At 68.4% G+C, this 25,865-nt stretch carries 28 protein-coding genes; 11 read left to right on the top strand and 17 right to left on the bottom strand.

The window, feature by feature from the left end; genetic code table 11:
• Window position 1: 1 nt before the first annotated feature.
• Window positions 2-1,336 (bottom strand): hypothetical protein, encoded by a 1,335-nt coding sequence (locus BN977_RS10400; protein ID WP_036398870.1) that lies wholly within the window; start codon window positions 1,334-1,336, stop codon window positions 2-4.
• A 200-nt stretch (window positions 1,337-1,536) separates the two neighbouring features.
• Between BN977_RS10400 and purF the strand changes: the two genes are divergently transcribed.
• Entirely contained in the window at window positions 1,537-3,069 is a 1,533-nt protein-coding gene (gene purF / locus BN977_RS10395) for an amidophosphoribosyltransferase (protein ID WP_036398868.1), read from the top strand.
• An 83-nt stretch (window positions 3,070-3,152) separates the two neighbouring features.
• Entirely contained in the window at window positions 3,153-4,229 is a 1,077-nt protein-coding gene (purM, locus tag BN977_RS10390; RefSeq protein WP_024450123.1) for a phosphoribosylformylglycinamidine cyclo-ligase, read from the top strand.
• Window positions 4,230-4,267: 38 nt separating this feature from the next.
• On the opposite strand, the gene BN977_RS31805 is transcribed toward purM, so the two are convergent.
• Both BN977_RS31805 and ygfZ read right to left on the bottom strand, forming a co-directional pair.
• The gene (locus tag BN977_RS31805; RefSeq protein ID WP_081664195.1) at window positions 4,268-4,444 is read right to left on the bottom strand and encodes a DUF3073 domain-containing protein; all 177 of its coding nucleotides are present in this window, start codon (window positions 4,442-4,444) and stop codon (window positions 4,268-4,270) included.
• A gap of 141 nt (window positions 4,445-4,585) precedes the next feature.
• Window positions 4,586-5,665, bottom strand: a complete 1,080-nt coding sequence (gene ygfZ / locus BN977_RS10385; RefSeq protein WP_036397475.1) for a CAF17-like 4Fe-4S cluster assembly/insertion protein YgfZ — start codon at window positions 5,663-5,665, stop codon at window positions 4,586-4,588.
• 53 nt (window positions 5,666-5,718) lie between these two features.
• Between ygfZ and BN977_RS10380 the strand changes: the two genes are divergently transcribed.
• Window positions 5,719-6,501, top strand: a complete 783-nt coding sequence (locus BN977_RS10380; RefSeq protein ID WP_191262532.1) for an aminotransferase class IV — start codon at window positions 5,719-5,721, stop codon at window positions 6,499-6,501.
• A gap of 234 nt (window positions 6,502-6,735) precedes the next feature.
• On the opposite strand, the gene BN977_RS31800 is transcribed toward BN977_RS10380, so the two are convergent.
• The 8 genes from BN977_RS31800 to lmeA form a co-directional block, all read right to left on the bottom strand.
• Window positions 6,736-7,128 carry a hypothetical protein gene (locus BN977_RS31800; RefSeq protein WP_234709537.1) on the bottom strand — a complete coding sequence of 131 codons (393 nt, stop codon included), beginning with the start codon at window positions 7,126-7,128 and terminating at the stop codon, window positions 6,736-6,738.
• A 95-nt stretch (window positions 7,129-7,223) separates the two neighbouring features.
• Window positions 7,224-7,877, bottom strand: coding sequence for a heme-binding beta-barrel domain-containing protein (locus tag BN977_RS10375; protein WP_024450119.1), 654 nt, complete (start codon window positions 7,875-7,877; stop codon window positions 7,224-7,226).
• Between the two features lie 222 nt (window positions 7,878-8,099).
• A complete protein-coding gene (locus BN977_RS10365) occupies window positions 8,100-8,402 on the bottom strand; it encodes a DUF1416 domain-containing protein (RefSeq protein WP_024450117.1) in 303 nt (100 codons plus the stop codon).
• Window position 8,403: 1 nt separating this feature from the next.
• On the bottom strand, window positions 8,404-9,237 hold the full coding sequence (locus BN977_RS10360) for a sulfurtransferase (RefSeq protein ID WP_024450116.1): 834 nt from the start codon (window positions 9,235-9,237) through the stop codon (window positions 8,404-8,406).
• 29 nt (window positions 9,238-9,266) lie between these two features.
• Entirely contained in the window at window positions 9,267-9,728 is a 462-nt protein-coding gene (locus BN977_RS10355; RefSeq protein ID WP_024450115.1) for a DUF4395 domain-containing protein, read from the bottom strand.
• Window positions 9,729-9,829: 101 nt separating this feature from the next.
• On the bottom strand, window positions 9,830-9,925 hold the full coding sequence (locus tag BN977_RS33625) for an Ms5788A family Cys-rich leader peptide (RefSeq protein WP_407661176.1): 96 nt from the start codon (window positions 9,923-9,925) through the stop codon (window positions 9,830-9,832).
• Window positions 9,926-9,954: 29 nt separating this feature from the next.
• Complete coding sequence (locus tag BN977_RS10350) at window positions 9,955-10,386, bottom strand: thioredoxin family protein (protein WP_024450114.1); 432 nt, start codon at window positions 10,384-10,386, stop codon at window positions 9,955-9,957.
• On the bottom strand, window positions 10,383-11,198 hold the full coding sequence (gene lmeA / locus BN977_RS10345) for a mannan chain length control protein LmeA (RefSeq protein ID WP_024450113.1): 816 nt from the start codon (window positions 11,196-11,198) through the stop codon (window positions 10,383-10,385). The genes BN977_RS10350 and lmeA overlap by 4 nt, the downstream gene beginning before the upstream one ends.
• Before the next feature lie 167 nt (window positions 11,199-11,365).
• On the opposite strand from lmeA, the gene BN977_RS10340 reads away from it, so the two are divergent.
• Together BN977_RS10340 and mshD are read left to right on the top strand one after the other, a co-directional pair.
• Window positions 11,366-12,139, top strand: a complete 774-nt coding sequence (locus tag BN977_RS10340; protein ID WP_024450112.1) for a winged helix-turn-helix transcriptional regulator — start codon at window positions 11,366-11,368, stop codon at window positions 12,137-12,139.
• Complete coding sequence (gene mshD / locus BN977_RS10335) at window positions 12,136-12,981, top strand: mycothiol synthase (RefSeq protein ID WP_036397469.1); 846 nt, start codon at window positions 12,136-12,138, stop codon at window positions 12,979-12,981. The genes BN977_RS10340 and mshD overlap by 4 nt, the downstream gene beginning before the upstream one ends.
• Window positions 12,982-12,984: 3 nt before the next feature.
• On the opposite strand, the gene BN977_RS10330 is transcribed toward mshD, so the two are convergent.
• Window positions 12,985-14,196 carry an MFS transporter gene (locus BN977_RS10330; protein ID WP_084172466.1) on the bottom strand — a complete coding sequence of 404 codons (1,212 nt, stop codon included), beginning with the start codon at window positions 14,194-14,196 and terminating at the stop codon, window positions 12,985-12,987.
• A gap of 142 nt (window positions 14,197-14,338) precedes the next feature.
• Between BN977_RS10330 and BN977_RS10325 the strand changes: the two genes are divergently transcribed.
• From BN977_RS10325 to pstB, 5 genes are all read left to right on the top strand, one after another.
• Window positions 14,339-14,785 carry a MarR family winged helix-turn-helix transcriptional regulator gene (locus BN977_RS10325; RefSeq protein ID WP_024450109.1) on the top strand — a complete coding sequence of 149 codons (447 nt, stop codon included), beginning with the start codon at window positions 14,339-14,341 and terminating at the stop codon, window positions 14,783-14,785.
• Window positions 14,786-14,954: 169 nt separating this feature from the next.
• A complete protein-coding gene (gene pstS, locus BN977_RS10320; RefSeq protein WP_036397467.1) occupies window positions 14,955-16,076 on the top strand; it encodes a phosphate ABC transporter substrate-binding protein PstS in 1,122 nt (373 codons plus the stop codon).
• Between the two features lie 47 nt (window positions 16,077-16,123).
• The gene (pstC, locus tag BN977_RS10315; RefSeq protein WP_036397465.1) at window positions 16,124-17,179 is read left to right on the top strand and encodes a phosphate ABC transporter permease subunit PstC; all 1,056 of its coding nucleotides are present in this window, start codon (window positions 16,124-16,126) and stop codon (window positions 17,177-17,179) included.
• A complete protein-coding gene (gene pstA, locus BN977_RS10310; protein ID WP_024450106.1) occupies window positions 17,176-18,090 on the top strand; it encodes a phosphate ABC transporter permease PstA in 915 nt (304 codons plus the stop codon). The genes pstC and pstA overlap by 4 nt, the downstream gene beginning before the upstream one ends.
• Before the next feature lie 18 nt (window positions 18,091-18,108).
• Window positions 18,109-18,885, top strand: a complete 777-nt coding sequence (gene pstB, locus BN977_RS10305) for a phosphate ABC transporter ATP-binding protein PstB (RefSeq protein WP_024450105.1) — start codon at window positions 18,109-18,111, stop codon at window positions 18,883-18,885.
• Window positions 18,886-18,888: 3 nt separating this feature from the next.
• Here pstB and BN977_RS10300 read toward each other — a convergent pair whose 3' ends face one another.
• Window positions 18,889-19,863: a quinone oxidoreductase family protein gene (locus BN977_RS10300; protein WP_036397464.1), complete on the bottom strand. Its 975-nt coding sequence runs from the start codon at window positions 19,861-19,863 to the stop codon at window positions 18,889-18,891.
• Window positions 19,864-19,941: 78 nt separating this feature from the next.
• On the opposite strand from BN977_RS10300, the gene BN977_RS10295 reads away from it, so the two are divergent.
• Window positions 19,942-20,511 (top strand): MarR family winged helix-turn-helix transcriptional regulator, encoded by a 570-nt coding sequence (locus BN977_RS10295; RefSeq protein ID WP_051561254.1) that lies wholly within the window; start codon window positions 19,942-19,944, stop codon window positions 20,509-20,511.
• Window positions 20,512-20,520: 9 nt separating this feature from the next.
• Here BN977_RS10295 and phoU read toward each other — a convergent pair whose 3' ends face one another.
• The 4 genes from phoU to BN977_RS10275 all read right to left on the bottom strand — a co-directional run bounded on the left by phoU (window position 20,521) and on the right by BN977_RS10275 (window position 25,718).
• A complete protein-coding gene (gene phoU / locus BN977_RS10290; protein ID WP_036397463.1) occupies window positions 20,521-21,186 on the bottom strand; it encodes a phosphate signaling complex protein PhoU in 666 nt (221 codons plus the stop codon).
• Window positions 21,187-21,271: 85 nt separating this feature from the next.
• Window positions 21,272-23,308, bottom strand: a complete 2,037-nt coding sequence (locus BN977_RS10285; protein ID WP_036397462.1) for an LCP family protein — start codon at window positions 23,306-23,308, stop codon at window positions 21,272-21,274.
• Between the two features lie 224 nt (window positions 23,309-23,532).
• Complete coding sequence (gene dusB, locus BN977_RS10280; protein WP_051561250.1) at window positions 23,533-24,711, bottom strand: tRNA dihydrouridine synthase DusB; 1,179 nt, start codon at window positions 24,709-24,711, stop codon at window positions 23,533-23,535.
• On the bottom strand, window positions 24,708-25,718 hold the full coding sequence (locus BN977_RS10275) for an acyl-ACP desaturase (RefSeq protein WP_036398858.1): 1,011 nt from the start codon (window positions 25,716-25,718) through the stop codon (window positions 24,708-24,710). The genes dusB and BN977_RS10275 overlap by 4 nt, the downstream gene beginning before the upstream one ends.
• Between the last annotated feature and the right edge of the window lie 147 nt (window positions 25,719-25,865).

Here is a 25,865-nt window from a genome sequence, read left to right as displayed (position 1 = left end):
GTCAGCGGAAGTACGGGTATTCCTGCACCCAGTGGAAGCCGCGGTTGCGCAGCGGGAAGGTGTTCGGGTCCACCCGGTCCAGCTCGATGCGCACCGGGGCACATCGCAGCGTCCCGGTCAACGTCAGCCGGTCGGGGTCGGGCTGCTGATAGTGCAGGTCGGCGAATGGTGTCGGGTCCGGTACGGGTGCGGTGGTGCCGTCCGGCGTCGGCAGCGGTGTGGTCAGGGCCAGGGTGCGGGCGCCGGCGTCCAATGCGGCGGGCGCGGTGTGTAGCCGGCCATCCATCGACTGAAAGGTCACCGCCCCCACCTCGTCGAAAACCAAACGCTGCCAACGATTTTCATCGGTGGTCAGGGGCGCGACGGCGTGGCCGTCCAGGGCGAAGGTACGGACCGACCAGATCCCGTAGAGCTCCGGTTTCGGCCGGCCGCCGCCGTAGCTGCCCCACGCCTGCCAGCTCTGCAACAGCAGACCGGCCAGCACCCAGATGCCCAGGGCCACCTGCACCCCGACCGCCCAGCGGTTGGCCCGCGCCCCGGCGAACAACGGCGGCACCGGGACCGGCTCGCAAGCCCGCTGCAGCACCACGGCGTCGAACAGCCGCCGGGCCTGCGGCGCCAGCAGTACGGCGCTGATCAGCAGCAGATGGGACGACAGGATCTTGACCGGCACGTCGAAGGTCATGTTGAGCAGGAACACCTGCGCCATGCTGAGCAGGCTCAGCAGCGCCCCGAACGTCGCGGTCCGCGGGACGAACAACAACAAGCCCGCGACCACCTCGACCGCGCCGAGCGCCATTTCGTAGGGATGCGAGCTGCCGACCTGCAACCACAGCACCGACGCGGGGCTGAACTCCCCGAACGGCTGCAACAGCGCGGTCAGCGGCGGCTCGGGCATCTGCGTCGGAACGACCTTGGCTGCCCCGTAGAACAGCATCTGCCCGCCCAGGCACAACCGCAGGAACACCCGGAACCAGACGGCCAGCTCGGGATAGCCGCTCGTGCGGCGGTCCAGCAGCGACCACACCACGGTGCCCAGCACGGCGATGACCAGCAGGCAGAACATGGCGATCCAGATGGCCGCCTGGTCACCGCTGCCCGACCCCGGATGCAGCTGCGCGTCCACGCCGAACAGCTGCCGTCCCACCCATCGACTGGACGGATCCGTCAGCAGCATCTGCCACTGCACGGCACCGGCGGGCAGCAGCACGGCCAGCGGACCGGTGAAGACGAAGGTGATCTGGGCGAACCACAGGCAGAACAACCCGAAATACAAGAAGCAGAATCGGAACGCGATGCGCGTCAGCGGCCGCCAGTCCGTGCTCGGTTCGGTGATCGTGTCGGGGCGGCTCTCGGTGCCGACGGTGTCTTGGCTCACATCCATTTACCGTAGCCGTCGCCTGTGCTGGCGGAATGTGCGCACCCGCCAACCTTGTTGAGGTTCACGAGGGGGCAATCGGCCGTTCGATTCCGTCAATGACGGTGGTTGCCCGTAAACTCAGTTACGTCACCCCCAGCCCCCAGGGAGCAGCCATCGTGACCTTCGAGCCGGTAGAGCCTGAAGAGAGCCCGAAAGAGGAATGCGGCGTCTTCGGCGTCTGGGCCCCAGGCGAAGATGTGGCCAAGCTCGCTTACTACGGGCTGTATGCGCTGCAACACCGTGGGCAGGAGGCGGCCGGCATCGCCGTCGCCGACGGCTCGCAGGTGCTGGTCTTCAAGGATCTCGGCCTGGTCAGTCAGGTGTTCGACGAGCAGACCCTGGCCGCCATGCCCGGCCATGTCGCCATCGGGCACTGCCGCTACTCGACCACCGGCTCCACCACGTGGGAGAACGCCCAGCCGGTGTTCCGCAACACGGCGGCGGGCACCGGTGTTGCCTTGGGCCACAACGGCAATCTGGTCAACACCGCCGAGCTGGCCAAACAGGCCAGGGAGGCCGGCCTGATCGAGACCCGGGGCGCGCCCACCGCGACCACCGACTCCGACATCCTGGGCGCGCTGCTGGCGCACGGTGCCGCCGACGCGACGCTGGAACAGGCCGCGCTCCAGCTGCTGCCCACCGTTCGTGGCGCGTTCTGCCTGACCTTCATGGACGAGAACACGCTGTACGCCGCGCGTGACCCGTACGGGGTGCGGCCGCTGTCGCTGGGCCGGTTGGACCGCGGCTGGGTGGTGGCCTCGGAGACCGCGGCCCTCGACATCGTCGGCGCGTCCTTCGTCCGCGATATCGAACCCGGCGAACTCCTGGCCATCGACGCGGACGGCGTGCGCTCCACCCGGTTCGCCAACCCGACGCCCAAGGGCTGCGTGTTCGAATACGTCTACCTGGCCCGGCCGGACAGCGTGATCGGTGGCCGGTCCGTGCATGCGACCCGGGTGGAGATCGGCCGCCGGCTGGCCAGTGAGCACCCGGTGGACGCCGACCTGGTGATCGGGGTGCCCGAGTCGGGCATCCCCGCGGCCGTCGGCTACGCGCAGGGTTCCGGTATCGCCTACGGGCAGGGCCTGATGAAGAACGCCTATGTGGGCCGCACCTTCATCCAACCGTCGCAGACCATCCGCCAGCTCGGCATCCGGCTCAAGCTGAACCCGCTCAAGGAAGTCATCCGCGGCAAGCGGCTGATCGTCGTCGACGACTCGATCGTGCGCGGCAACACCCAGCGCGCCCTGATCCGGATGCTGCGGGAGGCCGGTGCGCTGGAGGTGCACGTCCGCATCGCGTCACCGCCGGTGAAGTGGCCGTGCTTCTACGGCATCGACTTCGCCACCCCCGCCGAGCTGATCGCCAACGGCTCCAGCGGCGACGAGGACGAGATGCTCGAGGACGTGCGGCGCGCGATCGGCGCCGACACCCTGGGCTACATCAGCCAGCAGGGCATGGTCGCGGCCACCGAGCAGCCCTCGTCGCGGTTGTGCTCGGCCTGCTTCGACGGCAACTACCCGATCGAACTGCCCGGTGAGAGCGCACTCGGTAAGAACGTGATCGAGCACATGCTGGCCAACGCCGCGCGCAGCGGGATGCCGCTGCAGGACGCGAACGACAACGCGTCGGCGCTGCGACGGCCCTAGCCGCTGCACCGCCCTCGACGGACCGGGCGACTGACCCGCCCAGCGGTGTCCAGTCCGGGGTGCGACCGGTAGCCTTTAGCCTGATGAGTCAGGGTCGCGCCGAACAACACGGCATCTCTTATGCAACGGCCGGAGTGGACATCGAGGCGGGGGATCGCGCCGTCGAGCTGTTCAAGCCGCTGGCCAAGAAAGCCACCCGTCCCGAAGTGCGGGGCGGACTGGGCGGGTTCGCCGGACTGTTCGCCCTGCGCGGCGGGTACCGGGAACCACTGTTGGCGTCCTCGACCGACGGGGTGGGCACCAAGCTGGCCATCGCGCAGGCGATGGACAAGCACGACACCGTCGGGCTGGACCTGGTGGCGATGGTCGTCGACGACCTCGTGGTGTGCGGCGCCGAGCCCTTGTTCCTGCAGGACTACATCGCCGTCGGACGCACCGTGCCCGAGCGGGTCAGCGCCATCGTGTCCGGTATCGCCGACGGTTGTGTGCTGGCCGGCTGCGCGCTGCTGGGCGGCGAGACCGCCGAGCATCCGGGGCTGATGGAACCCGATCACTACGACATCTCCGCCACCGGCGTCGGCGTCGTGGAGGCCGACGACGTGCTGGGGCCGGAGCGGGTGCGCCCCGGTGACGTGATCATCGCGATGGCCTCGACCGGCCTGCACTCCAACGGGTACTCCCTGGCCCGCAAGGTGCTGCTGGAGATCGACCGGATGGACCTGGCCGGCCACGTCGAGGAGTTCGGCCGCACCCTCGGCGAGGAGCTGCTCGAACCCACCTACATCTACGCCAAGGACTGCCTGGCGCTGGCGTCCGAGACCCAGGTGCGCACGTTCTGCCACGTCACCGGCGGGGGCCTGGCGGGCAACCTCGAACGGGTCATCCCGAACGGGTTGGTCGCCGAGATGGACCGCGGCACGTGGACCCCGGCCCCGGTCTTCGGCATGATCGCCCAGCGCGGCCGCGTGGAGCGGGCCGAGATGGAGAAGACGTTCAACATGGGCGTCGGCATGGTCGCCATCGTCGCGCCGGAGGACACCGACCGCGCGTTGGCGATTCTCACCGCACGCCATCTGAACTGCTGGACGCTGGGCACCGTCACCAAGGGTGGAAAGGGTGAAGCCCGAGCACACCTGGTTGGTCAGCATCCGCGGTTCTGATCTCGGTCAGGACCGCGGGGCTACCCGCGCGGTGGGAGTCAGCGGCGCCAGTCGTCGTCTTCGACGTAGCGATCGGCCAGGCCGTCGCTGAAGTCATCAGACTCGGGCGCGTTGGACAGCTCACGCTGCAACCGCTCGAAATCGGTTTGTGGCGAGCTGTACTTAAGGTCACGAGCAACCTTTGTCTGCTTCGCCTTCGCCCGGCCGCGGCCCATGGGGGACCCCCTCGCGCAATAACGGAGCGGCCCAACGTGCAGGCGGCTCCGATCTGAGTGTGTGTTTATTGTCCTGCCGTCACTTTACCGTGCCGAGCGGCGCCGCGCTGGTAGGCCCTGCCGGTGGCCGGGCCGCGACGGTCAGCGGCCGGCGCCGCGCAGCCGTTCCACCGCGATCCGGCCGGCGCCGACGTGGTCGTCGGCGGCCACCGAATCCGGGTCGATCACCGCGGCGACGGTCACCTCGCCGCCGGTGCTCAGCTCTGTATCGGCCGGAATACCCCGCTTGACCAGCCCCAACCCGATGGGGCCGTCGTCCACGTGATCCACCACGGTGCCCAGCCGGCCGACCGTGCGGCCGCCGGCGGTCAGGGGATCACCCGTGCTCGGCCGGTCCCCGGAGCCGTCGAGTTGCAGCAGCACCAGCATGCGCGGCGGTTTGCCCAGGTTGTGCACCCGAGCGACGGTTTCCTGGCCGCGGTAGCAACCCTTGTCGAGGTGCACGGCCCCCTCGCCGGGGCCGCCGATCCAGCCGACCTCGTGCGGGATGGTGCGCTCATCGGTATCCACGCCCAGGCGCGGGCGCAGGGCGGCGACCCGGTGCGCCTCGTAGGCCCACACCCCGGCCGGCAGCACGCCGGCACCGGTGAGCTTGCGCTTCCAGCCGTCGACGGCAGACCGTGGCACCACCAGGTCGTATTCGCCGGGGAAGGTGCCGCGCAGGAACCCGCCCTCGGCCAGCCCGACAGCGGTCCACGGTGCGGGCAGCGCATCCACGCCCAGCGCGGACAGCACCGCGGGAGCCGACAGCGCGGGGCCCAGCAGGGACAGCACGGCCAGCTCGGCCGGCTCGACCACCACATCGGCCCAGAAGATCATTTTGCGCAGGAATGTCAGCAACGGTTCGCCGCGCCACGGCTCGGTGTCCAGCACGGTGACGCCGTCGAGCTGGGACTGCACCCAGTGATCTTCCACACGACCCTGCCCGTCGAGGCTGAGGTTCTGCACGACGGTGCCGTCGGCCAGATCGCTGACGTGCTGGCTGGAGATGGTGTGCAGCCACGAGCGCCGCTCGCCGCCGGTCAGGGTGAGCACCGCCCGATGCGAGCGGTCGACCACGACGGCGCCGTCCGCCGCGGCGCGCTGCTCGCCGAACGGGTCGCCGTAATGCCAGACGGCCCCGGCGTCGGGACCGCTCTCGGGGGCGGGAACTGCGGACATGTCCCCAGACTACGACGCCGCCGTCAGTAGGCTCAGGCCTCATGCCCACCGGCCTGATCGTGACCCTCGACGGCCGGGTGCACGGGGCCGACGAGCCCCTGGTGCGCGGCACCGACCCGGCGCTGACCCATGGTGATGCGGTGTTCGAGACCGCGCTGGTGCGCGACGGCCATGTGTGTCTGTTGTCGGAGCACCTGGCCCGGCTGGTGGCCTCGGCCCGGATCGCCGGCCTGCCGGACCCGGACGCGGGCGCGTTCGGCGCGGCGGCCGCGGCGGCCACGGCCGAGTGGCCGGGCCGGGATGCGGTGCTGCGGCTGGTGCACGGCGGCGGTGTGGGTTTCGCGGCGATCTCGGCGGTTCCAGAGCGGGTGGTCGCCGCGCGCCGCGACGGCGTGGCCGCGGTGACGCTGGACGCCGCACCGCCTCAGGCGTTGGCCGGTGCGAAATCGCTGTCCTACGCCCGGCATTGCGCCGCATTGCGCGAGGCCGCCCACCGGGGTGCCGGCGATGCGATCTATCTGGACGCGGACGGGCAGGTGCTGGAGGGGCCGCGGTCGTCGGTGGTGATCGCTGTCGGCGAAACTCTGGTCAGCCCGCCGCCCACCCTGCCGATCCTGCCGGGGACCACCGTGGCCGCGTTGTTCGGCACCGCGCCGCGCGTCGCCTACCGTCGGCTGACCGTCGCTGATCTCCTTGCAGCGCAAGGTGTTTGGTTGCTGTCGGCGGTGACCTTGGTGGCCCGCGTGCACGCCCTGGACGGGGTGGTGCTGGCGCAGGCACCGCTGCATGCGCAGCTGACCGCGTGGGTGGATGCCGCTGTCGGGCGCCGAACCTGACCGAAAATCGGTTGTCGGCTCCGCCGGGCGCGGGTACGTTCGTCGGTACACAGGGAAGGAGGTGGTCCGACAAATTGAGTGACATACGGACATGTGAGGTGGCTGCTAGCTAGCAGCACCAGGCGCGAGGAATCCACCTGCGAGCGCTGGCGAATTCCGAGCAGCCACCCGGCCCCCGAGCCCTTGGTTTTGTCCAACCAGGAATCACGGCTCGGGGGCCGCCCCATTTCCGGACTACTTCGGGGGTGCGGGCGCGAGCGACGCGCACGCCTCGTTGGCTTTGTCCCACGTCCCCTGGTCGATGCCTTGCGGTGCCGGCGGCGTCTTGCCCTCGCCGGGCTGGGGTGCGCCCGAAGGCGGCGGACCGCTCGGCGGGGTCATCCCGGCGGGTGGACCACCCTCCGGTGGTGCGGGCACGCCGTGCTCTGTCATGCAGGCGGTGAAAGCATCGTGACCGTCCGGCGCGGCCGCTGCCGACGTCGATTCCGACGTGGCAGTCGAGGACGATGCCGTCGCCGAAGTCGTTGATTCCGTGGACGTTCCGCCCGACGAACAACCGACCACGCCGGCGATCAAGGCCGCCCCGGTGACGCCCAGCGCCGCGGTGCGTAGTGCTGTCAGAGCCATGAGTTCTCCGTTCTCGAATTGACGGAGACGACGGTATGGGCCGGTGCTGGGCGACCGATATAGCCAGGCTGGGCGTGGGTTATGTGCTGCGAGGGTTATCCGACGAAGCGGCTCAGCCGTGCCGACAGGTGCGGCACCAGCCCGCCGTCGGCGTCCACCCGCTCCTCGACGTAGGCCAGGTCACCGTCCTCGACGATGCCGTACAACCGCTTGGCGCCGCCGACCAACAGACCGGACTTGCTGCGCGCCAAGGCATCGGTGGCCAGTTCCCAGGAGGATTGATTGCGCGGGCGGCCGTAGAACAGTTCGATATAGCCGGCCGAATGGGCCAGCAGCAGCTCGATGGCCTGGGTTTCGGACGGGTCCGTCGGGTCGTTGACGAAGCGCCAGAACCCGGTCTCGCGGAAGCCGGTGGAGGCGAACTCGCCCTCCGGGCCGAGGCGCCAGGACCGGCTGTCCCAGTTCAGGTAATCGCCACCGTCGTGGGAGACGATGATCTGCTGGCCGAACCGGTAATCACCATGGGTGTCGCGGCCTTCGCCCTCACCGCGCCACACGCCGACCAGCGGCAGCAGTGCCAGCAAGGCTGGGTTGAGGTCCGCACCCTCGCGCAGGTTCGCCGTATCGGCCGGTAACGGCAGATCGTCGAAGGTGGGGATGTTGCGGGAGGCGGTGATCCTGGCCCGCTCGGCGGCAGCGGCCACGGCCCGGTCACCCGAGCCGGGCTCGACCGCGTCGCCGGCGCTCACGCCTCGTCGGTGATCAGACGGTACAGGGCGTACAGCGCGAACCAGGTGATGACGACAACGGCCGCCACGAGCATGAATTCGAAGAAGAGGACCACGTCAGGAGTCTAACTGCCGAGGGCCGCTGCGCTCGAACCGGAGTCCGGGCGCAGCGGCACACGATCGGCGTCAGGCGGTGCACGATGGCCTGACTTCTCATCGGCTCGTGCCTCGCCTTGATCGGCGTCAGGCGACCTTGATGTCCACTTCGTGGATACCGGCGCCCGACGGGGTCACGCTGGCGTCGCCGTTACCGGCGGGCGAGAGCGCCCGCACGGTCCAGGTGCCCGGCGCGGCGAAGAACCGGAAATCACCGGTTGCCGAGGCGACCACCTCGGCGGTGAACTCGTCAGAGCCGTCCAGCAGCCGGACGAATGCCCCGCCGACGGCCTGGCCGCTGCCGTCCACCACGCGACCGGTGATGACGGTTTCCTTCTCCAGGTCGACGCCGGCCGGCAGCGTCACGCCTTGCTTCGGTGCAGAGCACATATCAACTTCCCAACTCGATCGGGGCACCCACCAGGGAGCCGTATTCCGTCCAACTGCCGTCGTAGTTCTTGACGTTCTGGTGACCCAGCAGCTCCTGCAGCACGAACCAGGTGTGCGAGGAACGCTCACCGATGCGGCAGTACGCGATGGTCTCCTTCTGCCCGTCCAGGCCGGCCTCGGCGTACAGCTTGGCCAGGTCCTCGTCGGACTTGAAGGTGCCGTCCTCGTTGGCCGCCTTGCTCCACGGCACGTTGATGGCGCCGGGGATGTGGCCGGGCCGCTGGCTCTGTTCCTGCGGCAGGTGCGCCGGGGCCAGGATCTTGCCGGAGAACTCGTCGGGAGAGCGCACGTCGACCAGGTTCTTGGCGCCGATCGCGGCGATGACCTCGTCGCGGAAGGCGCGGATGGCGTTGTTGGGTGCCTTGGCCGTGTAGCTGGTGGCGGGCCGATCCGGCACATCCGTCACCAGCGGGCGGCCGTCCAGTTCCCACTTCTTGCGGCCACCGTCGAGCAGCTTGACGTTCTCGTGGCCGTACAGCTTGAAGTACCAGTACGCGTACGCGGCGAACCAGTTGTTGTTGCCGCCGTACAGGATCACGGTGTCGTCGTTGCTGATTCCCTTGTCGGACAACAGCTTCGAGAACTGCTGCTGGTCGACGAAGTCGCGCTTGACCTGATCCTGCAGCTCGGTCTTCCAGTCCAGCCGGACGGCGCCGGCGATGTGGCCGCCTTCGTAGGCCGACGTGTCCTCGTCGACCTCGACGAAGACGGTGTTCGGCGCGTCGAGATTGCTCTCGGCCCAGTCGGTGGAGACCAGGACGTCGGAGCGTGCCATGTAGTGGTTCCTTTCGGGTTATCCGCTTGTCAGGGGGTTGCGCGTCGCAGGCGAGCGACGAACGGGTAGATCTGGCAGCCCAGGCAGATGCCGAAGGCCGCGTTCAGGAACGCCGCGAACAGGGCGAACGCGGTCGCAACCAGGCCGAGCGCATCGAGTCCGGCCGCGAAACCCGCGGTGCCGACGACGGCGAAGACGAAGCCGACCAGCTGGGCGAACTTCAGCGGGGGTACCGGCTCCTTCTCGGTGACCGGGCCCAGCCGCGGCGCGACGAAGGTGGCGAACACCCGGCCGTAGGGATGCTTGCGGGGTCCGAGGGTGGCCCCGATCGCGAAGACGGCGGCTTGCAGGCCGAGGATGACGGCCGCGGCGGGCGCGCTGATCGGCGCGACGAGCAGCGTGACGATCAGGACCGCGGTGGTGACCCAGGCGGCGAAGCGTGGGCCGCGGACATCAACCTGATCGAGGGCGGTGGTGGTGCTGGTGGACATGTTCGTGCTCCTGTTGCGTGGCTGGGTTGGGGCTGAATTGGGGCACGTCCGGCCAGTCAGGCCCGGCCCCGAGCGCGGCGCAGTGAAAGAGGCGCGGCTACTCAGCAGCTACAACAACAACAACAGCAACAACCCGCGACGCGGCACAGATCGACTGCGCGGCGCTTGGTGAGCAGCAGCTCAAGGCGGGCGGACACGACGCACACAATACCTGTTGACCCCGTGGTCAGGCCAATAGCGGTTCCAGCGCCGAACGCAGGTCAGCGGCCTTGGGAACCCCGGTGGCGCGATAGCGTTGCCGGCCCTGCGCGTCGAAGATGAACGTGGTCGGCAGCGACAACACCGAAAGCCGCCGGGCGGCCGCCGGATTGGCGTCCATGTCGATCTCGACGTGGGCGACCGCCGGCAGCTCGGCGCAGACCTGGGTGACGACGCGGCGCACTGCCGCGCACGGGCCGCACCAGACGGCGGTGAAATGCACGATCGTCGGGCCTGTGCCGGACAGCCCGAGATCGGAGGTGTCGACGTCCTCGACGGCGGCATCCTCGGCGGCGGCCCGCAGCAGGCCGGCGCGCAGGGTCACCAGCCGGCCGACGATATAGCCGATGCCCAGCACGCCGATCACCACGACGATGGCCAGGGCCATGGAAGTGTTCATGACTGTCGAAACCCGTCGAGCGTGATGGTTACTCCCTCGGTTATGCCTTCCACGATGATGTCGGATCCGCGGACACCCGCCGAGGTGGGCGTGAGACCGAAGGGCAGCTTCTGGCCGGGTACCCGGGAGGTGAAGGCCTGCAGCACCGCCGCGGCCCGGTCCTCCGGGACGGTTTGGTCCGCGGTGCCGGGACCGGTCAGCACGCCGGTCGGGGTGAGCACCAGCGTCGACTGGTTGGGGCCGTCGAGGGTGAGGTCGACCGACACGCTGACCCGCTTGGCGAAGCCCGCGGCGGTCGGGGTGCCGGTGAACACCAGCCCGTTACCGCTGGAGATACCCGACTCGGTGGTGTTGTCGCTGGCATCGTTGGATTCCCGCGGTGGCGCCTCGATCTGCAGATCTTTGATGCCCATGACATTGCCGATGTGCCGGGAGTCGATGATGATCCGGCTCTCCAGCTTGCCGACCGGCAGGACGGCGCCGGGGCCGATCAGCCACGACGAGTCATGCAGGTCGACGCGGTGCATGGTGGCTTCCAGGGACACCTTCCCGGTGACCGGGTGATCGACGCCCGCGGCCCGGATCTCCACCTCTTTGTAGCGATGGTTTTCGGCCTGGGTGACGAACGGAAAGCTCAGGATGCTGGCCCACGGGTCGAAGGACAGGTCCGCCGCGGTCCGGACACTGCGCGCCAGCCGGTACTCCGCGTAGATCGCCGCGCCGAAATCGGCCGCGACGGCCCCGACCACCACGGCGGTGAGGGTGGCGATGAGACCGGCCAGCAGTTTGCGCACCGGGACATTCTGGCGCACCGCAGCCCGACCGCAGCCGCAGGCGCTCATTCAAGTCAGCTAACCACCAGGTAGCACGCTATCCTCAGGTGATCGTCGGTCGTAACGGCCACGTGTCAGCCATGAATCTGGAAGATGACCTTCGACACCGTTGTCCCAGGGAATCCGCCAGGGCGCCGGAGGGCCTTTTGGAGCTATTGCTACTCACCGTAGACCCGAACCCTGAGTCCGTGCTGCCGTCGTTGTCCCTGCTGGCACACAACGTCCGGTCCGCGCCGACCGAGGTTTCCTCGCTGCTGGAGGCCAGCACGGCCGATGTCGCCATCGTGGATGCGCGGACGGATCTGGCCGCGGCCCGCGGCCTGTGCCGGCTGCTGGGTACTACCGGGACGTCGATTCCGGTGGTCGCCGTGGTCAACGAGGGCGGGCTGGTGGCCGTGAACGTGGAATGGGGCCTCGACGAGATCTTGTTGCCGGGCACCGGGCCCGCCGAGATCGACGCCCGGCTGCGGTTGTTGGTCGGCCGTCGCGGCGGGGTGTCCGATCAGGAGAGCCTGGGCAAGGTGACCCTGGGTGAGCTCGTCATCGACGAGGGCACCTATACCGCCCGGTTGCGGGGCCGCCCGCTCGATCTCACCTATAAGGAATTCGAGCTGCTGAAGTACCTGGCGCAGCACGCCGGGCGGGTCTTCACCCGCGCGCAGCTGCTCCAGGAGGTCTGGGGCTACGACTTCTTCGGCGGCACCCGCACCGTCGACGTGCACGTCCGGCGGTTGCGGGCCAAACTCGGCCCCGAATACGAAGCCCTGATCGGCACCGTACGCAACGTCGGATACAAGGCCGTGCGGCCGGCGCGGGGCCGGCCCCCGGCACCCGAGACCGACGACGGGGACGACGACGTCTTCGACGACGACGATTTCGGTTCCGCGTCCGAGGCGTTCGACCCGCTACACAGTCAGTGATCTCGTGGCAGACCGGCCTGCCGGCATCCGAGCAGCAGCGCATCATCGCGCTCATCGACGCGGCCACCGAAACCGATGGCGTCGCCCCGGTCGGCGATCAGGTGTTGCGTGAGCTCGGCCGCGACGACACCCGGCACCTGCTCGCCTCCGACGGCGACGAGTTGACCGGATACCTCAACCTGGCCCCCGGGATGGCGGAGTTGGTGGTGCATCCGGCCGCGCGACGACGTGGGATCGGCACCGAGCTGGCCCGCACCGGTCTGGCGGCCGGCGGCGCCGACACCCGGATCTGGGCGCACGGCAACCTGGCGCCCGCCCGAGCGCTGGCCGCCACGCTGGGCCTGACCCCCAAACGCGAGCTGCTCCAGATGCGCCGCGGGCTTGCCGACCTGCCGCCGCTGCCGGCGGCCGACGGGTTGCGCACCTACGCCGGCCCCGCCGACGACGCCGAGTTGTTGCGCGTCAACAACGCCGCGTTCTCCTGGCATCCCGAGCAGGGCGGCTGGACCGAGGCCGATATCGCCGAACGCCGCGCCGAGGGCTGGTTCGACCCGGCAGGACTGTTCCTTCTCTTCGACGGGCCCACGCTGCTCGGCTTCCATTGGACGAAGGTGCACAATCCGGAGCTGGGCGAGGTGTACGTGGTGGGTGTCGATCCGGCCGCGCAGGGCCGCGGGCTGGGCGCCACCCTGACCCTGGTGGGCCTGCACCACCTGGCGCAGCGGCTGGCCCCGCGGGCCGACGTCACCCTCTACGTGGAGGGCGACAACACCGCCGCGGTGAAGACCTACCGGCGGCTGGGGTTCGACGTGTTCAGCGCGGACGTGGCCTACGGGCGATAGCGCTCAGCCCTTGGACACCACCGGCTGGTGAGCGTCGACGCTGCTGTCGGGTCCGGCTGCCGGCGTCCGGCCACCGGAACGATCCAGGGCCGTGGCGCCCACCAGGACGATCAGGCCGACCACGGTGACGACGGCGCCCATCCAGATCGGTGAGGTGAATCCCAGGCCCGCCGCGATGGTCAACCCACCCAGCCAGGCCCCGAGCGCATTGCCGACGTTGAACGCGGCGATGTTGGCGCCCGAAGCGAGGGTGGGTGCGCCCGCGGCGTAGTTCATGATGCGCATCTGAAGTCCCGGCACGGTGGCAAAACCGAAGGCGCCCATGAGGAACAGGGCGATGACCGCGCTCACCTTGTACTGCGCGGTGGCCGCGAACCCGACCAGCACGACGGTCAACAGCGCCAGGATCGACATCAGGGCGGGGGTCAGGGCACGGTCGGCGGCCTTGGCGCCCAACGTGTTTCCGACCAGTAGGCCGACGCCGAACAGCACCAGCAGCCACGGAACACTTGACGACGCAAAGCCACTCACCTCGGTGAGGGTGAAGGCGATGTAGGTGAAGGCGCCGAACATCCCGCCGTAGCCGAGAATGGTGATCACCTTGGACAGCCACACCTGGGGATGGCGGAAGGCCCTGAGCTCGCCGCGCAGGCCGGTGTAGTTGTCGCGCTCGATATCGGGGACCAGGGCGGCGATCCCGATCATCGCGATCACGCCGATGACGGTGATCGCCCAGAAGGTCGAACGCCATCCCAGCTGTTGGCCCAGCAGCGTACCCAGGGGAACGCCGAGCACATTGGCAACGGTGAGCCCGGCGAACATCATGGCGATCGCACTCGCGCGCTTGTTCTCGGCCACCAGGTCGGCCGCAACGACCGAGCCGATCCCGAAGAAGGCGCCGTGGCACAGGGCGGCGACGATCCTGCCGCCCAACATCACGCCGTAGGTGGGCGCGACCGCCGACATCAGGTTGCCCACGATGAACAGCACCATCAGCCCCAGCAGCACCCGCTTGCGGTCGAATCGGGTCACTGCGGCGGTGAGCAGGACGGCGCCGACCGCCACCGAGAGGGCGTATCCGGAGATCAGATAGCCCGCGGTGGCCTCGCTCACCGCAAAGTCGGTCGCCACTTCGGGAAGCAACCCCATGATGACGAACTCGGTGAGCCCGATACCGAATCCGCCGATGGCCAGTGCGAGCAGACCTATGGGCATCGCGATTCCTTTCACTACAAGCGTGCATACGCCGGTTACATGCGTGTGCAGTAATTGCAGACGCCGGTCATTAATGTTGCACACGCGCTATATCGGCGCAAGCTGATAAGGTGTGATGTAGCCGTCGACCGAGGAGATGACCGTGGGGATTGCCGACGACGCCGTCGAGATCCGTGCGCAGGGCTGGCGCACCCTGGCAGCGCTGTACGGCGCCCTGGACACCGATCTCGAGCGGGCGTTGCAGCGCGCCCACAGCCTGTCGGTCGTCGAATACACGGTGCTCGACGCATTGAGCCGCCAAGACGGGTGGCATATGCGCATGTCGCAGCTCGCCAGGGCCACCGCCCTGAGTAGTAGCGCGACCACCCGGCTGGTCAACCGCCTCGAGGACCGCGGGCTGCTCAGGCGGATCCTGTGTGCCGAGGATCGCCGCGGGATCTACACCGAACTCACCGATTCGGGCCGCCGGTTACTCCAGGAGGCTCGCCCCACGCATGACGCCACACTCGAGGCCGCCCTGGCGCAAGCGCGCGAGCTCCCCGAGCTCGCACCGCTGGTGCACGCGCTCTCCGAGCTCTACGCGCGCTGAGGCCGAATCGCTCCCGCGGAGCCGCGACTCGGGTGTCCGCGTCGGATTCTCAGCATCCTGTGAACACCCTGGACCTATTCACCTTCCGTTCACTTTCCATCTGCGAAGAGTCCACCACCAGCGCATACGTTGCCGGAGAGTCTGAAGCCGTCAACCGAAAGTGGGATAAGTGAAGCTCAATCGCTTTGGCAAGGTCTTTGGTGTCACGCTGTCGGCCGCGGCCGCTCTGACCCTGGCCGCCTGTGGCAGCGACAACAACGCCGGCACCGCCTCGTCGTCGGCCGCCTCCGGCAGCTCGGCCTCGGCCGCCGATTGCGCCGGCAAGAACAGCCTGACCGCCGAGGGCTCGACCGCGCAGCAGAACGCGATCGCCGAGTTCAACAAGGTGTGGGGCCAGGTCTGCTCGGGCAAGTCCCTGGCGTACAACCCGACCGGTTCCGGTGCGGGTGTGGACCAGTTCATCGCCAAGCAGGTCGACTTCGCCGGATCCGACTCGGCCCTCAAGGACGACCAGGTCAAGAAGGCCGCCGACCGCTGCGGCGGCAACGAGGCCTGGAACCTGCCGCTGGTCTTCGGCCCCGTCGCGCTGGCCTACAACATCGAGGGCGTCGACAAGCTCGTCGTCAACCCCGACGTGCTCGCCAAGATCTTCCAGGGCCAGATCAAGAAGTGGAACGACCCGGCCATCGCCGCGCTGAACGCGGGCACCACCCTGCCGGATGCGGACATCACCCCGATCTACCGGTCGGACTCGTCGGGCACCACCGACAACTTCCAGAAGTACCTGGCCGCCGCCGCCCCGCAGACCTGGACCAAGGGTGCGGGCAAGGAATTCCAGGGCGGTGCCGGTGAGGGCGCGCAGAAGTCCTCCGGTGTGGTGCAGGCCGTGCAGGCCACCCCGGGCGCCATCGGCTACGTGGAGAAGAGCCCGGCCGCGGCCGCGGGTCTGCCCTACGCCCAGATCGACAGCGGGGCCGGCGCGGTCGCGCTGACCGACGAGTCCACCGCCAAGGCCGTCGGCGCCGCCAAGTTCAAGGCCGAGGGCAAGGACCTCACCCTGGACCTGAACGCGCTCTACGCCTCCAAGGAAGCCGGCGCCTACCCGCTGATGCTGGCCACCTACGAGATCGTCTGCTCCAAGGGGTACGACGCCGACACCGCCGCCGCGGTCAAGTCGTTCCTGACGGTGGCCGCCAACCAGGGGCAGGCCAGCCTGTCCCAGGCCGGTTACGTCGCCCTGCCGGACGCCTTCAAGCAGCGCCTGCTGGCCTCCGTGTCGGCGATCGCCTGACGGCTGGCGGACAACAGCCATTTTGGTGAGGATGGACTTGCGGACCGATGACCAAACAGGTCCCTGACGGGATAACAGTGACGACACCTAATCCAGCCGATGCGGGATCGGGCGAGGTACTCGCCTCGCCCATCCCTGAGCCGGAGCCCATCTCCACCAACCCCTCCAAGGGCGCGAAAGTGCGCTTGGGAGACCGCATCTTCCGCGGTCTGGCAGAAGGTTCGGGCATCCTGATCGTCGCGCTCATCGCGGCGATCGGGGTGTTCCTCCTGTGGCGGGCAGTCCCGGCGCTGACCCGCAACGAGGAGAACTTCTTCACCTACGGCGGCAACTGGATCACCACCGACACGTCGGCGATGCACTTCGGCATCTTCGACCTGCTGCAGGTGACGGTGTTCGTCTCGGTCTTCGCGCTGGTGCTGGCGATGCCGGTGGCGCTGGGCATCGCGATCTTCCTCACGCAGTACGCCGGCAAGCGAGTGCGCGGCCCGCTGGCCTACCTGGTGGACCTGCTGGCTGCGGTGCCCTCCATCGTCTACGGCGTGTGGGGCCTGTACGTGCTGGCCCCCGTGCTCAAACCGCTGGCCGTGTGGCTCAACAAGAACCTGGACTGGCTGTTCCTGTTCAAGACCGGAACGGCGTCGGTGGCCGGCGGCGGCACCATCTTCACCGCCGGCATCGTGCTCGCGGTGATGATCCTGCCCATCATCACCGCGGTCACCCGCGAGGTGTTCATCCAGACGCCGCGCGGCCAGATCGAGGCGGCGCTGGCGCTGGGCGCCACCCGCTGGGAGGTGGTGCGCACCACCGTGCTGCCGTTCGGCCTGTCCGGCTACATCAGCGGCGCCATGCTCGGCCTCGGCCGTGCGCTCGGCGAGACCATCGCGCTGCTGATCATCCTGCGCGGTACGCAGACCGCGTTTGGGTGGTCGCTGTTCGACGGTGGCTACACGTTCGCCAGCAAGATCGCGGCCACCGCAAGCGAATTCAACGACCAGTACAAGGCGGGCGCCTACATCGCGGCCGGCCTGGTGCTGTTCATCCTGACCTTCATCGTGAACTCACTGGCCCGCGCCGTGGTTGCCGGAAGGGGCGCCAAATGACCTCCACGCTCGAGCAGCCGGTCAAGGCGCCGGTCTTCCAGGGCGTCAGTGCCCGCCGGAAGCTGACCAACAACATCGCGACGGTGCTGGTGACGGCGTCGGTGCTGGTGGCCCTGGTGCCGCTGGCGTGGGTGCTGTACTCGGTGGTCGTCAAGGGTTTCAAGGCGATCACCTCGCCGGTGTGGTTCACCAACTCGCAGGCCGGCATGACGACGTTCACCGCGGGCGGCGGCGTGTACCACGCGATCGTCGGCACCCTGTTGCAAGGGCTGGTGTGCTCGCTGATCTCCATCCCGATCGGGGTGTTGGTGGCGGTCTACCTGGTCGAGTACGGCGGCGGCACCCGGCTCGGCAGGGTCACCACGTTCATGGTGGACATCCTCACCGGTGTGCCGTCCATCGTCGCGGCACTGTTCATCTACGCGCTCTGGGTGGCCACGCTGGGGTTCGAGCGATCCGGTTTCGCCGTGTCGCTGGCGCTGGTGCTGCTGATGATCCCGGTGATCGTGCGCGCCACCGAGGAGATGCTGCGCATCGTCCCGATGGACCTGCGCGAGGCCAGTTACGCACTGGGCGTGCCGAAATGGAAGACCATCATGCGCATCGTCATCCCGACGGCGCTGTCGGGCATCGTCACCGGCATCATGCTGGCGCTGGCCCGGGTGATGGGTGAGACGGCACCGCTGCTCATCCTGGTCGGGTACGCGCAGGCGATGAACTTCGACATGTTCGGCGGTTTCATGGGCTCGCTGCCCGGCATGATGTACGACCAGATCTCCGCCGGTGCGGGGGCCAACCCGGTGCCCACCGACCGGCTCTGGGGAGCGGCCCTCACGCTGATCCTGCTGGTCGCGGTGCTCAACATCGGCGCCCGGTTCGTCGCCAAAATCTTTGCCCCCAAGAAGGTTTAGTAGGTTTAGGAGCTCGTCATGGCAAAACGGCTTGATCTCAAAGACGTCAACATCTATTACGGCGCGTTCCACGCGGTCTCCAACGTCTCACTGTCGGTGCAGCCGCGCAGCGTGATGGCCTTCATCGGGCCGTCCGGCTGCGGCAAGTCGACCGTGCTGCGCACCCTCAATCGCATGCACGAGGTCATTCCGGGTGCCCGTGTCGAGGGCTCGGTGCTGCTCGACGGGGAGGACATCTACGGGGCCGGAGTGGACCCGGTCGGTGTGCGCAAGACCATCGGCATGGTGTTCCAGCGGCCGAACCCGTTCCCCACCATGTCGATTCGCGACAATGTGGTGGCCGGCCTGAAGCTGCAGGGCGTGCGCAACAAGAAGACCCTCGACGAGGTCGCCGAGCGCTCGCTCAAGGGCGCCAACCTGTGGAACGAGGTGAAGGACCGCCTCGACAAGCCCGGTGGCGGCCTGTCCGGCGGTCAGCAGCAGCGGCTGTGTATCGCCCGGGCCATCGCCGTGCAACCCGACGTGCTGCTGATGGACGAGCCCTGCTCGGCCCTGGACCCGATCTCGACGCTGGCCATCGAGGATCTGATCGCGGAACTCAAGCAGGACTTCACCATCGTGATCGTCACGCACAACATGCAGCAGGCCGCCCGGGTCAGCGATCAGACCGCGTTCTTCAACCTCGAGGCGACGGGTAAGCCCGGCAAGCTGATCGAGATCGACGACACCGAGAAGATCTTCTCCAACCCGACGCAGAAGGCCACCGAGGACTACATCTCCGGCCGCTTCGGCTAGCCGCTACGGCACCAGCACCACCCGGGTACCGGACGGCTCGGCGGCGGTCCAGACTTCGGCCACCTCCGCCAGCGGCCGGGCCGTGGTGCCCAGGTGCAGCCGGCCGTCGGCCACCATGTCCAGCAGCAGCGGCAGGGCCTCCGTGCGGGCGCGGCCCAGTACGTCGGGCGGGACACTGCCGAAACCGATGCCGGACAACGTGATCGCCGTGCCCCGCAGCAGGCCGGCGGGCAACGTGATATCCGGTCCGGCCATGGAGCCGATCTGCACCCAGCGAGTCGGGTGATAGTGCGTGGACGGATGGCTGCCGGCCAGGGCCCGCAGCACGGTGGCCGCCGGTTCGCCCCACAGGTAGTCCAGCACGGCGTCGAACGGCCGCTCGGTGTGCAGGGCGGCCACGCGGGCGGCGAGGTCTTCTTCGCGCATGGCGATGGCCTCGTCGGCGCCGACGGTGCCCAACCAGTCCAGGCGAGCGGTGTCGCGGCCGGCCACCACCACCCGGCCCGCGCCGAACAGCGACTTGGCCACCTGGACGGCGGTCGCACCGGTGACACCGGTGGCGCCGAGCACCAGCACATGCTGGCCCGGCTGCAGTGCGGCGCCGTGCTGCAGTGCCATCCACGCCGACATCCCGGGGTTGGGAACGGCTGCGGCGGTGACGGAGTCGACGCCGTCGGGCACCTCGAAGGTGCCCTCGGCGTTGATCGCGGCGCGCTCGGCCATCAATCCGTGCGCTCCGATCACGCTGGCATAGACCCGGCGACCGTCGGGGAGCCGGACCACGCCGTCCACCCCGGGAATCGCCGGTAACTGAATCTCCTTGCTGGCGTAGTGCTGTCCCGAGACGATGCCGCGGGTGAGGTTGGTCAGCGCCGAGGCCTCGACGGCCGCGACGACCGTCCCGTCGCCGGCTTCGGGCTCGGCGAACTCGGTGTAGACGGGCACCTGGCCCCATTCGGTGACGACGGCGGCTTTCATCCGAACTCCTGTTTCCATAGAAATCGTTTCTATGGAAACAATGTACGGCGACGCGCCGCGGATGGCAATATGGTTTCCATGAAAACCAAGTCGGCCTTGATCGACGCGGTCAACACGCTGGTCGGCGCGGTCGGGGACAAGTTCGACACCGGCGAGGATGGTGACCCGGAACGCGATTTCATGGTGCAGCGCTGCCCCAAGCGGTTGGAGCCCGTCATCCGCGGGCTGCCCACGTTGTCGATGCACCTGCTCGCCGCCATCGCCGACGAGCCGTCCAGCCTGGTCGGGCTGGCCGCCCGGTCGGGTCAGCTCAAGGGCACGGTGTCCAAACACGTGCAGCGCCTGGTGGACGCCGGTCTGGTGCAGCGCTCACCGGTTCCGGGAAACCGCAAGGAGATCCAGCTGGGGCTCACCGTCGACGGAAAGCTGCTGACCGCGGCGCACGCCGAACTGCACGACGAAATGGACCGCGGCGTTCGGGAATTCCTGCAGCGCTACAGCAATGCGGACCTGCAGGTGCTGGAGAAAGTGCTGCGCGACCTGTTGGCCGCACGCAAGGACGGGGTGCGGATCGTTCCAGGGGGCGAGCGCAGCGACGGGGAATGGCCGGGGCGAGCGCAGCGACGGGGAATGACCCCCCGGGGGTAGCGACGGCCCTCAGCGTGCGGCGAGGTCGTCGTCCTCGGGCAGCTGACCGGTGACCTGGAAGATCACCCGGCGGGCCACCTCGACCGCGTGGTCGGCGAAGCGCTCGTAGAACCGGCTCAGCAGCGTCACGTCGACCGCCGCGGTGACGCCGTGCTTCCACTCCTTGTCCATCAGGACCGAGAACAGGTGGCGATGCAGATCGTCCATCGCATCGTCTTCTTCGCGGATCTGAGCGGCCTTCTGCGGATCCAGTGTGCGCAGTACCTCCTGCGCGCTGTTGCCCAATTCGACTGCGACACGCCCCATTTCGGCGAAGTATCCGTTCACCTCTTCGGGCAGCGCGTGCTGCGGGTGCCGACGGCGGGCGATCTTGGCGACGTGCAGGGCCAGCGCGCCCATCCGGTCGACATCGGCGACGATCTGGATGGAACTGACGATCGCCCGCAAGTCACCGGCCACCGGCGCCTGCAGCGCCAGGATGACGAAAGCCTCCTCCTCGGCCAGCTTGCTGACCTCGGTGATGCGCTCGTGATCGGTGATGACCTGCTCGGCCAACACCAGATCGGCTTGCAGCAGGGCCTGAGTGGCGCGCTCCATGGCCTGACCTGCCAGGCCGCACATCTCGCCGAGTCGATCGTTGAGGCCGTCCAGCTGCTCGTGGTACGCGGTACGCATGGGTTAAAGCCTACGGTTGCGAGCCGGGATCGTCACGATGGTGCAGGTGAACGAACGATGAATGCCGGAGGCTTTCGCTCAGCGGCTATTCGCAGGTGGTGTCGGCCGCGTTGGTGACGGTCAGGTCCTCGGGCAGGTGCGTCGGCTCGGCCGCGGTGCCCTGCACCAGGTGCACCTTCACCGCCGATCCGCTCGGCGACGGCGGGGCGACGGCGCGGTAGTCCGAGCCCAGCACCACCCGCACCACATCGCCCAGCCCGGTGGCCCGCTCGATGGTCGCGTTGGCGAACGACGATGCCACGGTGGCGGCGGCCTGCTCGTTGCCCGGCGCGAAGAACACCGTCGTCGCGTCCAGCGGACCGGGGTAGTCGTCGGGGGTGTCGACGTTGAAGCCATGCTGCTGCAGCGCCGCGGCGGCGTCGGCGGCCAGGCCGTTCTCGCCGGTGGAGTTCGACACCCGCACGGTCACCGAACCGGGATCGGTGGCCACCGCGTCGACGAGTTCGGCGTCGACCGCCGCCGGACCCACCGGCATCTCCGGGGTCTGCGGCACGGGCGTGTTGTCCGGATTGCGTTCCTCGGGCAGCGGGTCGTCGTTGATGATCGCGTCGAACAGGGCGTGCACGTCGTCGGTTCGGGGTGGCTCGTTACCGTCGGCGTCCGTCACGCCGGTGGTGGGCACGGTGATGAAGCTGATGCGCCCGGCGTTCACGCCCTGGATGGACTGGCCCAGGTCGACCAGGTCCTTGGTCCTGATGTTGTCGACATAGCTGTCCTGGATGAACATGTTGACGACGTTGTTGAGCTTGCTCAGCGAGAAGAACGTGTCCTTGGAGATCAGCGACCGCAGCAGCGAGGACAGGAACAGTTGCTGGCGTTTGATCCGGCCGTAGTCACCGTTGACCTCCGTGGTGACCTGGCGGGCACGGACGTACTGCAGCGCGGTGTGCCCGTCGACCATCTGCCGTCCGGCGTGGGCCAGCACGGTCCCGAGTTCGTAATCTTCCAGCGGGGTGGTGCTGCACACCTCCACGCCGCCGAGCGCGTCGACCATCTTGGCGAAGCCGGCGAAGTCGACGGCCATGAAGCGGTTGATCGACAGGCCGGACAGCTTCTGGATGACCTTCACCAGGCACTTGGGGCCGCCGAACGCGTAGGCCGAGTTCAACTTGGTCTCGGTGTAGACCTCGTCGGGCCCGTACTCACCGGTGTCCTCGTCGTACACCGGGCCGTACTGCCCGGTGTCGGGGTTCCACGCCTGGCATTGGGTGGGGGTGATGGCCAGGTCGCGCGGGAAGGACACCGCCACCACGCGTTTGCGGTTGGCCGGGATGTTCACCAGCATCACCGTGTCCGACCGCGCCCCGGCGGCGTCGTCGGTGGTGCCGGCGCCCATGTCGCTGTTGGCACCGATGCGGCTGTCCACCCCGACGATGAGGAAGTTCTCGTCACCGAACTGGGCGTTGGGGTCGATGATGTCGCGGGAGTTGAGGTCCAGCGCCGAGACCTTGTTGAGGCTGTTGTTCTTCATCGACTGCCACTGCCAGGCGCCGCCGGTCAGCACCAGGGCGGACACCGCGATGAGTGCCGCCGCGACCCGGCCCATGAGGCGCACCCGCGGGTGCCTGCGCCGGGCTGCGGGTGCGGTGGGCAGGGTCGGCGTCGGCCGATCGGGATGGGTGAACAGCGCCAGGTCCGGAAGCTCGGACGCGTACCCGGATCCGAACGCCGGGGCGACGTGCATGACCTCGGTGTCGGAATCGCCGGACTCGTCGCGGGGTTCGGGTGCCTCGGCCGCGACCGGTGGTTCGACGTGCTCGACCGCTGGTTCGGCGGGCGGCGCCGGCTCGGGTTCGGCTTCCGGGTCGGCACGGCGCCGCCGCCGGCCACCGGAGCCGGATTCGTTGGCAAGTTTGGCGATGAGGTCGGCGACCGCCACGCCGTCGGTGTGGTTGCCGGTACCCGCCGCGTCGGGCCGGGGATCGGGCGGCAACACGCCCTGGGCGCGTTCCCACGGCGCGGCGCCTGGTGCCGGCGGTGTCGATCGGGTAAGCCTCGGGGTGGACGGCGTGTGATCGGGGGGACCCCAAAGACCGGGAGTGGCGTTGTCGCCGTCACTCATGTCCTACCGGCCTTCGACTCTTTCGCGGGGACGTGCGCGCCGTTGCACACGCGGGGGTCGTGGGGGCTGCATTGTTGTCTAGCAGCCCGGCACCCGCTTCCGCCAACCGGAAGCGGTCAAGTGGGTCCCCATCGTACTGAGACAACCCGAGCGCCAGCCAGTCCGAAGATGTGACGAGGCCGTCTCGATCTTGTTTCGGACGCAACTATCCAGGGGGCTTCGATTCAACCGCCGGAATGCATCACATCGGCCCCTTCGGGGACGGTGACGTCATCCGGATCGTCGAGCCAGCCTTCGGGCAGTGTCACCGACGACGGCGAGCCCTGCCTGCCGCGCGGACCGGCGGCGTGCGGAGGGAACGGGACGTCCGCGTCGAGCTGGCGCAGCAGGGCGTCGAGCTCGTCGAGGGTCTTCACCAGGGCCAGCGCCCGGCGGGTGTCGGCGCCGGCCGGGAATCCGTGCAGGTACCAGGCGATGTGCTTGCGCATATCGCGCATGCCCTTGTCCTCGCCGAAGTGGGCGGCCAGCAGCTCACCGTGCCGGCGCATGATGTCGGCCACCTCACCGAGCGTGGGCGGGGTCGCGACCGGCCGGCCGGTGAATGCGGCCGACAATTCGGCGAACAACCAGGGCCGGCCCAGGCAACCGCGGCCGATGACGACACCGTCGCAGCCGGTCTGCTCCATCATGGCCAGCGCGTCGTCGGCGTTGAAGATGTCCCCGTTGCCCAGCACCGGGATCGAGGTGACGTGCTGCTTGAGCGCGGCGATCTGGCTCCAGTCGGCGGAACCCGAATAACGCTGGGCCGCGGTGCGGGCGTGCAGGGCCACCGCCGCCGCGCCTTCCTGTTCGGCGATCCGGCCGGCATCCAGGTGGGTGTGGTGGGCGTCGTCGATCCCGATGCGGAATTTCACCGTGACCGGGATGTCGGTGCCTTCGGTGGCGCGCACCGCGGCCGCGACGATCTTGCCGAACAGCCGGCGCTTGTACGGGATGGCCGAGCCGCCGCCGCGCCGGGTCACCTTCGGCACGGGGCAGCCGAAGTTCATGTCGATGTGGTCGGCCATGTTCTCGTCGACGATCATCTTGGCCGCGGCGTAGGTGGTATCCGGGTCGACGGTGTAGAGCTGCAGCGACCGCGGCGACTCGGTCGGGCCGAAGGTGGTCATGTGCAGGGTGACCGGGTGGCGCTCGACGAGCGCCCGCGCGGTGACCATCTCGCAGACGTACAGCCCGCTCACCGTACCTGCGCGGGCCAGCTCCAGTTCGCGGCACAGCGTGCGGAACGCGACGTTGGTGACGCCGGCCATCGGGGCCAGCACGACGGGGCTGTGCAACGCGATCGACCCGATCCGCAAAGCTGCGGACCGGGTCGGAAGCGGTTGAACGGCGGTCAGGGTCATCCGGCCGCGGAGGAGCTGACCAGAAGGTTCTTCATCGCCTTCTTCTCGGCGACCTTGCGCTCGCGCTCCAGGCGACGCTCCTTGGCGATCTCGAACTTCACGCAGGTCTCCTCGAGCTCCTCGACGTGCTTGCCGATCTCGTCGCGCAGCTTGGCGCCCTCGCCGGTGAAGTCCTCACGCTCGAAGATGCGCCACTTCTTGAGCACCGGCATCACGATGTCGTCGAGGTGGATACGCGGGTCGTAGACACCGCCGGTGGCGATGACGACGGCCTTGCGGCGGAAGTCCGGAATCGTGTAGCCGGGCATCTTGAAGTTGGTCAGCACCTTGTGCAGCGACTTCATCGCCTGGTTGGGGGCGATGTCCAGGCCGGCGGCCGACACGTCCCGGTAGAAGATCATGTGCAGGTTCTCGTCGGCCGAGATGCGGCCGAGCAGCTGATCGGCGATGGGCTCGTTGCAGGCCTTGCCGGTGTTGCGGTGGCTGACTCGGGTGGCCAGTTCCTGGAACGTCACGTAGATGACGGAGTCGAACAGGCTCTCGGCGAACAGCTCGTCGCCACCCTGCTGGTTCTGCCCGGGGGAGAAGCCACGGGTGACCTGCTCGACGCGCAGCTCCTCGAGTTCGATGGGGTCGATGGCGCGGGTCACCAACAGATAGTCGCGCAGCGCGATGCCGTGCCGGTTCTCCTCGGCGGTCCAGCGGTTCACCCAAAAGCCCCACGGGCCGTCCATGGTGAAGTTCATCGCGATCTCACGGTGATACGAGGGCAGGTTGTCCTCGGTCAGCAGGTTGGTGACCATCGCGATGCGGGCGACCTCGGACAGCTTCGACTGCTCGGGATGCCATTCTTCGCCGCCCAAGGCGTAAAAGTTCTTACCGTCCGACCACGGGATGTAGTCGTGCGGATTCCAGTCCTTGCGCATGGACAGATGCCGGTTGATCTGCTTTTCGACCACGGGCTCCAGCTCGTGCAAGAGCTGGAGATCGGTCAAGTCCTGTGACACGGTCACTCCCAGTTATCTGTACCTGTTGGTTGCAGTCAATATATCTGTGGACCCCGGTTACATCAAGTTTCTCGCCGGGCCCGTCGTGTAACGGTTGCCACTCTTTTTCAGGAACCAAACAGGCTCGGCAGACGGGCTGCGATCGGT

This window comes from Mycolicibacterium cosmeticum, assembly GCF_000613185.1.
Classification (GTDB): domain Bacteria; phylum Actinomycetota; class Actinomycetes; order Mycobacteriales; family Mycobacteriaceae; genus Mycobacterium; species Mycobacterium cosmeticum.
The sequence above is the reverse complement of the archived record's forward strand: the minus strand, read 5'-3'. Positions and strand labels throughout refer to the sequence as shown.

Coding starts and splice junctions, on each gene's coding strand:
- BN977_RS10295 (WP_051561254.1), top strand. CDS start 19,942: ATGAAAACCAAGTCGGCCTTGATCGACGCGGTCAACACGCTGGTCGGC.
- BN977_RS10350 (WP_024450114.1), bottom strand. CDS start 10,386: ATGAACACTTCCATGGCCCTGGCCATCGTCGTGGTGATCGGCGTGCTG.
- BN977_RS10285 (WP_036397462.1), bottom strand. CDS start 23,308: ATGAGTGACGGCGACAACGCCACTCCCGGTCTTTGGGGTCCCCCCGAT.
- ygfZ (WP_036397475.1), bottom strand. CDS start 5,665: ATGTCCGCAGTTCCCGCCCCCGAGAGCGGTCCCGACGCCGGGGCCGTC.
- BN977_RS10360 (WP_024450116.1), bottom strand. CDS start 9,237: ATGGCACGCTCCGACGTCCTGGTCTCCACCGACTGGGCCGAGAGCAAT.
- dusB (WP_051561250.1), bottom strand. CDS start 24,711: ATGACCCTGACCGCCGTTCAACCGCTTCCGACCCGGTCCGCAGCTTTG.
- BN977_RS10330 (WP_084172466.1), bottom strand. CDS start 14,196: ATGCCCATAGGTCTGCTCGCACTGGCCATCGGCGGATTCGGTATCGGG.
- pstB (WP_024450105.1), top strand. CDS start 18,109: ATGGCAAAACGGCTTGATCTCAAAGACGTCAACATCTATTACGGCGCG.
- BN977_RS10365 (WP_024450117.1), bottom strand. CDS start 8,402: ATGTGCTCTGCACCGAAGCAAGGCGTGACGCTGCCGGCCGGCGTCGAC.
- purM (WP_024450123.1), top strand. CDS start 3,153: ATGAGTCAGGGTCGCGCCGAACAACACGGCATCTCTTATGCAACGGCC.
- BN977_RS31805 (WP_081664195.1), bottom strand. CDS start 4,444: ATGGGCCGCGGCCGGGCGAAGGCGAAGCAGACAAAGGTTGCTCGTGAC.
- BN977_RS10300 (WP_036397464.1), bottom strand. CDS start 19,863: ATGAAAGCCGCCGTCGTCACCGAATGGGGCCAGGTGCCCGTCTACACC.
- phoU (WP_036397463.1), bottom strand. CDS start 21,186: ATGCGTACCGCGTACCACGAGCAGCTGGACGGCCTCAACGATCGACTC.
- BN977_RS10355 (WP_024450115.1), bottom strand. CDS start 9,728: ATGTCCACCAGCACCACCACCGCCCTCGATCAGGTTGATGTCCGCGGC.
- pstA (WP_024450106.1), top strand. CDS start 17,176: ATGACCTCCACGCTCGAGCAGCCGGTCAAGGCGCCGGTCTTCCAGGGC.
- BN977_RS31800 (WP_234709537.1), bottom strand. CDS start 7,128: ATGGCTCTGACAGCACTACGCACCGCGGCGCTGGGCGTCACCGGGGCG.
- pstC (WP_036397465.1), top strand. CDS start 16,124: ATGACCAAACAGGTCCCTGACGGGATAACAGTGACGACACCTAATCCA.